Below are 7,554 nucleotides of genomic sequence, written 5' to 3' on the forward strand. Positions count from 1 at the left end.
CTTCTTCACTCCCGAGTACTGGGAGCAGACCCGCTTGAGGTCCGCGTAGAAGGCATCGTCGAGCCGCGCCTTGTTGGCGCTGAACGTGCCGGCCGCCTTGTAGTTGCGGTAGCCGAAGTCGTGCCGGGCGCACGAGGTCTGGAACGGGAAGCCGAACGGGTTGTCCGGCGAGGAGGAGCAGTAGTCGGTCGACCAGTCGAAGCCGTACGCCGACCAGTTGCCCTGGGCGGCGCGCGCCGAGACCCAGGACTGGTAGCTGGAAGCGCTGGTCTGCGTCCAACTGCTCAATACCTGCGGCTTGTCGGCCGGGGCTGCGGACGCGGGGGTGGCGAATGCGATCACTGCGGCGGCAGCGGCGAGCCCGGTGGCAAGAAGACGACGCATGGAGTTCTCCAGTCTGCGGGCACCGGATCTTTACCGGTGCGGCGGGCTACAGACTGTGAGGAACTATCAACGGTGAAGAGCAGTTACCCGAAAGCATCACTGTGCCTACGGAGAACCTCCACGAACAGGGGCTGCAACACCCCCGGAATTCACCCCGCCGCAAGCCGCGACAGAGCGAAACAGCCCTCAACTGCCCTCCCGTCTCCAGCAGTTCGGCAAGTCCGCAGCGGCGTCGCTCCTCCTTCCAGGGGAGCGTGAGAGTCTGCCCGAAGTCGAGCCGACACGGGTCAGTGTGTGCGGTATGTGTCCGGTCATCTCGGATGCCTAAAGATCCGGCGAGTGCTCCCTCGGCGCTCCAGTGCTAGAAGCCGGGATCGTCCAACTCCGCCCGCACCGCAACGCCTCGACGAGGTGGAGAGGACCCCCTTGCCCGCGCGGCACGACCCGCGCCCCGGTGAACCTTCGCGGTCACAGCATGAGTGGGACTCCGTTAGATCTTCTCGTCCGTGCAGTTGGGGAGCATGTTGGATGGGCAGACAGGCGGCAAGTGGAGTACCTGCGTGGGGATTTGGTGGCCTTCGTGGCAGACGTCCTCCCCGGGACCTCGGAGCGCATCGTGGTCCCTGTTGCGGACGGTAGTCATCGGCTCGAAGCAGAGCGTCACCGGCCGAGACTGGGGGCATCCGTTCGAGCTGAACGCCCGCGCGACAGACAAAGGCAACCCGCGCACCCACAGACTCAACTCTCCGCCTCATGGGATGCCTCGGCTACCCGGTGGCCAGTTCCAGTTCCAGATCGAGGACGATCGCGTCCTCGGCCCTGACGTAACCGAGCTGCTGGTAGATCGAGTTGCTGGTCCGGTTCGCCAGGTCGGTATAGAGCAGTACCTCGGTCGCGCCTTGGGCGAGGGCGTGCGCCGAACCTGCCGCGACGATGCCGCTCGCGTAGCCGCGGCGGCGTAGCGAGGGCGGGGTGTAGACCGGTCCGATCCGGGACATCCCCGCCAGCACCGGGCTGACCCCCGCGAACGAGACCGGACGGCCGTCGTCCTCCCAGACGTGCAGGAGACCGTCCGCGATTCGGCGACCGACCAGCGCGTTGTGGTCCACACCGGAGTGGGCTGCGAGGCTCTCCGCGGAGAAGGCTTCGTGCCAATCGACCAGCAACTCGTGGTCGGCTTTCAAAGCCTGCCGGGCACCGCCGCTCGGAGACGGGTCAGGCTGGGCCAACGCCCGGAGACGGTAAAGCCGTTCGTGCGCCCGCACCTTCGCCGGTCGGCCTGTGGCCCGTTCCCAGGTCCGAGCGAAAACGGTGGCCACCTGCTTGTTTCCCTGGACGGAGGGCACCGCCACCGTACCCACCTCGGCCAACGCCTCTGCGAGGCGACGGGAAGCCTCCCCGCCCATCGCACCCAGCACCACTCCGAACGGCGGAGTCTGCACGAACACCCCGGACACCGAACCGTACGGCTCCTCCTGCCACCACCCGAAACGCGGCTGTTCCTCACCGAAGGCGTGGGGGCCGTCCTTGGTCAGCCGGTCCACGAGAGTCAGCGGCACGGTGTTGGGGGCTGGCTGGGCGGCGAGGAAGTCGCCGGCCGCCGCTCGGAAGTCGTCCAGCGACGCGCTCAGAAACCAGGTCATGCCACATCCTGTCGTACGAATGGCAGGCATCGCACTCCAGTTACGACCTCCGCCGGCGCGCCATCGGATGCGGGCATTCGGGGGCGGGCGTCCCAGCGGCAATGGGTTCAGGCGCGTCGGACCAGGCAGCGGACGGTGATGCTGTTGCTGGCCAGGGCGATGAGAAAGGTTGCCGTTCCCGCCGGACCGCGCACGCTCCCGGTCCAGGCCGCCGCCCGTGCTGCTGCCCCATCTCGTTGCTGGCGCACTCTGTTTCAGAACCCGGAGCGCAGTGACATTTCCGCTCGGCTGGATCGACATCGGCTGCCGAACCGGTATCAGAACGCTCTTCGTCATCAGTCGCGGAGCCGATGCCCACCCCCGCCGAGAGCGCCGTACCTCCTGAACCACAGAGTGCACTGGGCACTCCGGCAGGCACGGGACGACGGCTCCTCGCGAAGCATGTGCTGCGCCATTCCTGCGCCTGGTATCCCGCTTGCCCGCGGCCCTCTTCACGTCACGCTCCTCCTGGCTGCGCCCTGAACACCACATACCCAACGTGTTCCAGCACTGCCGCAGGTACCTCTTTCGGGGGGTGAACCGAAGGATTCCGCCCCAGGGCCCGATCTGCGTGTAATTGTTCCGCCATGCCCCCTACAGAAGGTGATGACATGCGCTCTGTCTCCCGGAAGCCGCTGCGTACGGCGGCGCTTACTGCGGCTGCTGTGCTCGCCGCGCTCCTCGCCGCCCCCGCCGGGGCCCAGGCCTCACAGGCCCAGGTCATGGGTACCGCGCCGGCCTGTGTCAAGCGCGATGTCATCAAGCACGAGAAGTACGTGAAGGTCACCAATACGTGCAACGAGGCGATGCACCTGAAGGTCGTCATCGACTGGGGCCCCGACTCCCGCTGCCTGACGTACCAGAAGGGCGAACAGTGGGAGTGGAACTGGGGCCGCGGTTCCTACGGGAAGGTCGTCACCTGCTGACCCCGGCAGCCCACGTCATGACGAGAACAGCCAACTAGGCGGGCGGTGGTGCCCGGCTCCGGCCGACCGGGGTACCACCGCCCAGCTCGATCACGGTGGACTCCGCATCCCAGCACGTCCGCCCGGTGCGCCGCGACCGGCTACGAGGTTCGGGCCTCATCGAGGTCGACCCGTGGTTCCGCATCGAGTCTGTCGGCCCGCTGGCGGACGTTGTCCAAGAACCCGCCGTACGTCACGTTCACCGCGTACTGTCGCCCCGGAACCCATCCTCGACATGGGGTCCGGCCCCTCGTTGGACCCAGCCGCTTCACATTGCTTGGCGGGCTACCCGTAGGTGTCCTCGCGGGCGTGGAACGCTTCCGAGGCGTATGTTGATTGCCCATTTGGTGTCCTGGGCGCGCTTCACCGACTGTTCGCCCTCCGCCTCCGCTGCTCCCACAACACCCCGCCCCTCTGCGCATCGTCGGGCAGTCCGCCGTCATCCTCCAGCTGCTCCGCACGGGCACCCACGAACCGGGCCGCCGTCCTCAGGTTTCCGGAGCCCGGGGGGAGAACCGGTGGCGCCGTACCCGTGGCCGAGGGTGAGTACGGTCCGGGTGGACGCCCATGCGGTCAGGGGTGGCGACGGCAGCGCGCTGGCCTTACGCGTGACGCGCTGCCCGGCGAATCTCCCCTCCTGAAGGAGCGCCGGGCGCCGCCCGGCCGGGCCCTCCGCTTCGCTGTGAGCACGCTGGTGGGCCAGGCGGTGCAGCAGCGTTGGCTGATGTGGAGGCTGCGCCGGGGCCCTGGTGCGCGGGATGGCGGTCGGGCAGGCTAGTTTGCTCGGATGAGTCTTCTTGATGATGTGGCCGAGCGTGACAACTGGCGGTGCTGGGTGTGTGACGAACCGGTCGACCCCAACGAGTCGGTGAACGACCCGCGCGGGCCCAGCGTCGACAGCCGGACCGCCGATCGGAAGGCCAAGGTCGCCGAGCGGCTCGCGCACCGGGCGTGCAACACCCGCAAGGGCGCGGTCAAGGTGGTCATCGCCTGGCCCGAGCGTCTGTACGTGGTGGAACCCGCGCCACTGATCACCGTTGCCGGGAGGCTGGAACGCAAGGGGGGCCGCGAGATGGTGGGCCGCTGCCCGACCAAGCGCGATGCCCAAGAGGCGGCGGACTGGCTGGTGGACCGGTTCTCCCGCCTGGTACCGGGGCTGCCGGTGACCGCCGGCATCGAGGCGGGCGGCGGCCAGTTCCTCGTCACCCTGTCCACCGACCGCCGCTGACCAGCGCACCCGCGTAGAGCGTAGAGCTGAACCGTCGGCCCAGCCATGACAGTGAGGCCGAACCGGAAGCACAGCGCATGCCCCACGGCCCCGGATCCGGCTCCCCCGAGCAGTGGCCGTGGAACTGTTCGTACGCCGCGTCCGAGGCCAGCGACAGCCGACACCCGGCCATGCGCCCGAACTCCCACTCCCCGGTCTCCGAATTCAGCACCGGGTATCCGAGGCAGGGCTTCACGCCGTGCCGCCAGTTCCCGGACGCGTCCTTCCCCCGGGTGCCCAGGACCTGGTGCCACACGTTGTGGTCATGGGTGATCCGCCCGGTACTCCACCGCCCGGCCTGGGCTCCTGGCCACGTACGACCTCATAGCTGCCCGGCCGGACGCCACGAGAGCCCTCCTGGCGCTGAATCGTCCCCCACGGGGTGCTGTTGCGTATGACCGGACCCTGGGCAGCGCCCGCACCGAACCTGGTGTGATCATGCATCCATGAAGCTCATTCTGCGCCGAGCCAGCGCGGTCATCGTCCTGCTTCTGGGCGCATCCCTCGGCTTGTGGGCCATCGTCGGGCCTCCCCGGGACTGGACGGGCACGATGTGGTGGGCCCGTATGGTGATGGGCCTGGGCGGGATGGGCCTGATGGTCGCCAGCGCGCAGTTGATGTTCCCCGCCCACCGCAAGAAGGACCGGGACAGCGACCGTGACCCCACAGCCGCGTGGTCCACCCTGGCCGGGCCGCATGACGACCTCTTCCACTGACGCGGTTCGCAGCCGATGGCGTGCCGAGCCCGGTGCACAGAGAACTGTGCCTGGTCCCGCACCGCTTTAGCTAGTACCGCATGCGCGCCCGTACACGTCCTCCACCGCACGCAAATCCGCGTCCTCGGTGTATGCATCCGTGTCGTCCTGGGTGCACTTCGCCGACCGTTCCTCCTCGCCCGCCGGTTCGAGGCCGAGAACGTCTTCCAGCAGCCACTGCTATTCGGGCAGCAGCGTGTCCCAACCGAACCGGCATGCCCGCACCCACCACCCCAAGTCCTCATCCTGGACGATGACTTCACTGCCTCCGTGGGCACCGTGCCGCTGTCCTTCGGGTGGTGTTGGGCCAGGCGCAGGCAGCGCTGCCACCCCGCGTCCCATCCCGGGCGCCTCCGGGCTCGATCTCGTCCAGCGCCTCCCGCCGCTCCCGCGACAAACCGCCCAACTGCGTATCGCCAGATACCTCACGGGGCGAAGCGCTCCCTACGTCGTTCTGCGGGACGTGGTGAGCCCTTCGTACGGTTGACCCGCCCAGGGGTGCCGAGTGTGGTGGGAAACGTTCTGCCGTTGGTGGCTTTGACTGATTGGCCGCTCGGCGCCCACGACCGCCTCGCCGGCTTCGGTGGCGTCGCCCCAGGGCCGCGCGACTCCGGCAGGTCAGGCTTCGCCAGGCATTTTCCCCGGTGCCGTTCCGTTGTCACCCAATCCCTTGTCGCCCACGCTGCCACCGCGCCCCTGATGCTCGCCCGGTATCAGACCGGAGGACCCACCCTCGGTCGGCATCAGATCCGTACCGGAGTCCTCGCCCGGCATCGGACTCGTGGCCGCCTGCGCATCGCCCGGAGAGGCCGGCGGCACCGTGGCGCCCTCCTCGGTCGGAATCACCTCCTGGGGAGCGTGGTCAGCGACTCCGGGGCATCGGCCGGGGTAGTTGCAACGGCCACTTTGCGTACACCGGGGTCGGAGTCGGCCACTAGTTCGCTGAGAACGCCCGCGGCAGACTCCGTCGGCAGGTTCACCGCGGCACTGGCCGCCGCCACCCGAAGCGTCGGCACCTCGCTGTGCGCCGCGGTTGCGACCACGTCCTGGCCGGTATCCCCGTTTCAGGTCGAGAACGGCAGGCCGTGCTCCACCGGCTCCGACTTGACGGTCTTCTTGATCTCGCGTCGCTCGGGCAGAGTGAACGTCCTGGGCCGTCCACCCTGTGAACGTCACCTCGGCGATCTCCCGCACGGGGCATGCCCCGTGCGGACAACAGCGCCAACTGGCCCCGCCGCCAGATCACCGCGGAACCCGGCGCTGGATGAGTCAACTTCAGCGTGGCGTACTGCAGGGTGGGCAACCCGGGCCCACAGGTCTTGCAGACGAGCTTCTGGTGGGGGTACGGAGCGAGTCGGCACGAGGCAGAGTACGCGGCGGACACTGTTCGGGATTGCCCCAGAGGTCGGGGTGTGCCACGGAGGGTGCAACGTGCCTCGAGTTCAGGTGGGTTGGTGGTCCTACGCGCAGTGGCCCCTGACGATCGCTCCGCATCTGGGTACGGGACGACGGGAAGATGAGTGTGCCTACTCACGTCCGGGCAGTTGCCGACAGTCGACGATGAGGATCAATACTGTCGAGCCCGGGAGACCGAACGTGCTCAGCCGCCTCGCCGATGTCCTGATTCCCGCCGTCGGCCGCCTCACCGTAACTGCCGACGGCCCCGAACTGGCCCCCGGTAGCATCGTCGTTGCCAATCACACGTCCTTGGCCGACCCCCTCGTCGTGTTGGCCGCGCTCCACCGTTTGGGGGCCCGGCCGGTCGTCATGGCGGCGGCCGGGCTGTGGCGCGTTCCGGTGCTCGGCCGCATGCTCGCCGGGGGAGGGCACATCCCCGTCCACCGCAGGGACCGGCGTGCGGCCAACGCCTTGGACGACGCCGCTGAAGCCCTCCGGCAAGGCCGCCTGGTGCTGATCTACGCCGAGGGCGGTCTCCCGCACCGCCACGACGCCGCGGAAGCGGCGCCCGGGAACTTTCGCAGCGGCCTGTCGCGGCTCGTCCACCGAACCGGGGCACCGATAGTGCCCGTTGGGCAGGCGGGCGCTCGCAGGATCACCTCGGGAAGAGTCCCCAAGCAGCTGACGGGCCTGCTCACGGCACCGCTGCGCAGGCCCGGACTTCACGTACATGTGGGTAGCCCGCTCCAGCTGACGGGCCACGGCGCCGCACGGACGGAGCGGGCCCATGCAGCGGTGACGGCCGCCTGGCACACGGCGGCAGCTCGCCTGGGGGAGCGCGCGGGGCCCGCGTAGCGCAGGGAGAACGAGCTTGCCTCACCTCAAATTCCGCTCTCCACGGGGGCCACGCGGGTTCGTTGGCGCTGACCGGGTAAGCCTGAGGTCCTCGAACCCGCGCCGGATCACCTCACTGGAGACCAACTCGTCGTCCCCGAAACGGCGGAGCACGGCGGCCACCGCCTCACGCGCTTCGAGATCGGCCTTCTCCTTGGCAGCGGCGGCTTTCGCTGCTGCTGCCCGCTTGGACAGCAGCTCCGTGGCCG

At 68.7% G+C, this 7,554-nt stretch carries 7 protein-coding genes and 1 pseudogene; 4 read left to right on the forward strand and 4 right to left on the reverse strand.

What is annotated here, in order from left to right:
* Positions 1-384 (reverse strand): phospholipase (locus ACWGIG_RS35010; protein ID WP_453325736.1); only part of this gene is annotated, 384 nt, incomplete at its 3' end.
* Positions 385-1,151: 767 nt separating this feature from the next.
* Positions 1,152-2,027, reverse strand: a complete 876-nt coding sequence (locus ACWGIG_RS35015) for a GNAT family N-acetyltransferase (protein WP_453325737.1) — start codon at positions 2,025-2,027, stop codon at positions 1,152-1,154.
* A gap of 650 nt (positions 2,028-2,677) precedes the next feature.
* Between ACWGIG_RS35015 and ACWGIG_RS35020 the strand changes: the two genes are divergently transcribed.
* The 3 genes from ACWGIG_RS35020 to ACWGIG_RS35030 all read left to right on the forward strand — a co-directional run bounded on the left by ACWGIG_RS35020 (position 2,678) and on the right by ACWGIG_RS35030 (position 5,014).
* The gene (locus tag ACWGIG_RS35020; RefSeq protein ID WP_453325738.1) at positions 2,678-2,992 is read left to right on the forward strand and encodes a hypothetical protein; all 315 of its coding nucleotides are present in this window, start codon (positions 2,678-2,680) and stop codon (positions 2,990-2,992) included.
* Between the two features lie 826 nt (positions 2,993-3,818).
* Positions 3,819-4,259 carry a hypothetical protein gene (locus tag ACWGIG_RS35025; protein ID WP_453325739.1) on the forward strand — a complete coding sequence of 147 codons (441 nt, stop codon included), beginning with the start codon at positions 3,819-3,821 and terminating at the stop codon, positions 4,257-4,259.
* Between the two features lie 485 nt (positions 4,260-4,744).
* Complete coding sequence (locus ACWGIG_RS35030) at positions 4,745-5,014, forward strand: hypothetical protein (RefSeq protein ID WP_453325740.1); 270 nt, start codon at positions 4,745-4,747, stop codon at positions 5,012-5,014.
* A 1,106-nt stretch (positions 5,015-6,120) separates the two neighbouring features.
* Here ACWGIG_RS35030 and ACWGIG_RS35035 read toward each other — a convergent pair.
* Positions 6,121-6,356, reverse strand: a pseudogene (locus ACWGIG_RS35035) (hypothetical protein); the annotation flags it as partial.
* Positions 6,357-6,649: 293 nt separating this feature from the next.
* Here ACWGIG_RS35035 and ACWGIG_RS35040 point away from each other — a divergent pair.
* Complete coding sequence (locus tag ACWGIG_RS35040) at positions 6,650-7,306, forward strand: lysophospholipid acyltransferase family protein (protein WP_453325741.1); 657 nt, start codon at positions 6,650-6,652, stop codon at positions 7,304-7,306.
* Positions 7,307-7,327: 21 nt separating this feature from the next.
* Here the strand turns inward: ACWGIG_RS35040 and ACWGIG_RS35045 are convergent.
* Positions 7,328-7,554, reverse strand: a 227-nt coding sequence (locus ACWGIG_RS35045; protein ID WP_453325742.1) for a hypothetical protein, incomplete at its 5' end; no start/stop codon positions are given.

The sequence above is a fragment of the Streptomyces sp. NPDC054863 genome (genome assembly GCF_053610825.1).

Excerpts from the sequence above, each read along its gene's own strand:
- ACWGIG_RS35015 (WP_453325737.1), bottom strand. The coding sequence starts at position 2,027 with ATGACCTGGTTTCTGAGCGCGTCGCTGGACGACTTCCGAGCGGCGGCC.
- ACWGIG_RS35020 (WP_453325738.1), top strand. The coding sequence starts at position 2,678 with ATGCGCTCTGTCTCCCGGAAGCCGCTGCGTACGGCGGCGCTTACTGCG.
- ACWGIG_RS35025 (WP_453325739.1), top strand. The coding sequence starts at position 3,819 with ATGAGTCTTCTTGATGATGTGGCCGAGCGTGACAACTGGCGGTGCTGG.
- ACWGIG_RS35030 (WP_453325740.1), top strand. The coding sequence starts at position 4,745 with ATGAAGCTCATTCTGCGCCGAGCCAGCGCGGTCATCGTCCTGCTTCTG.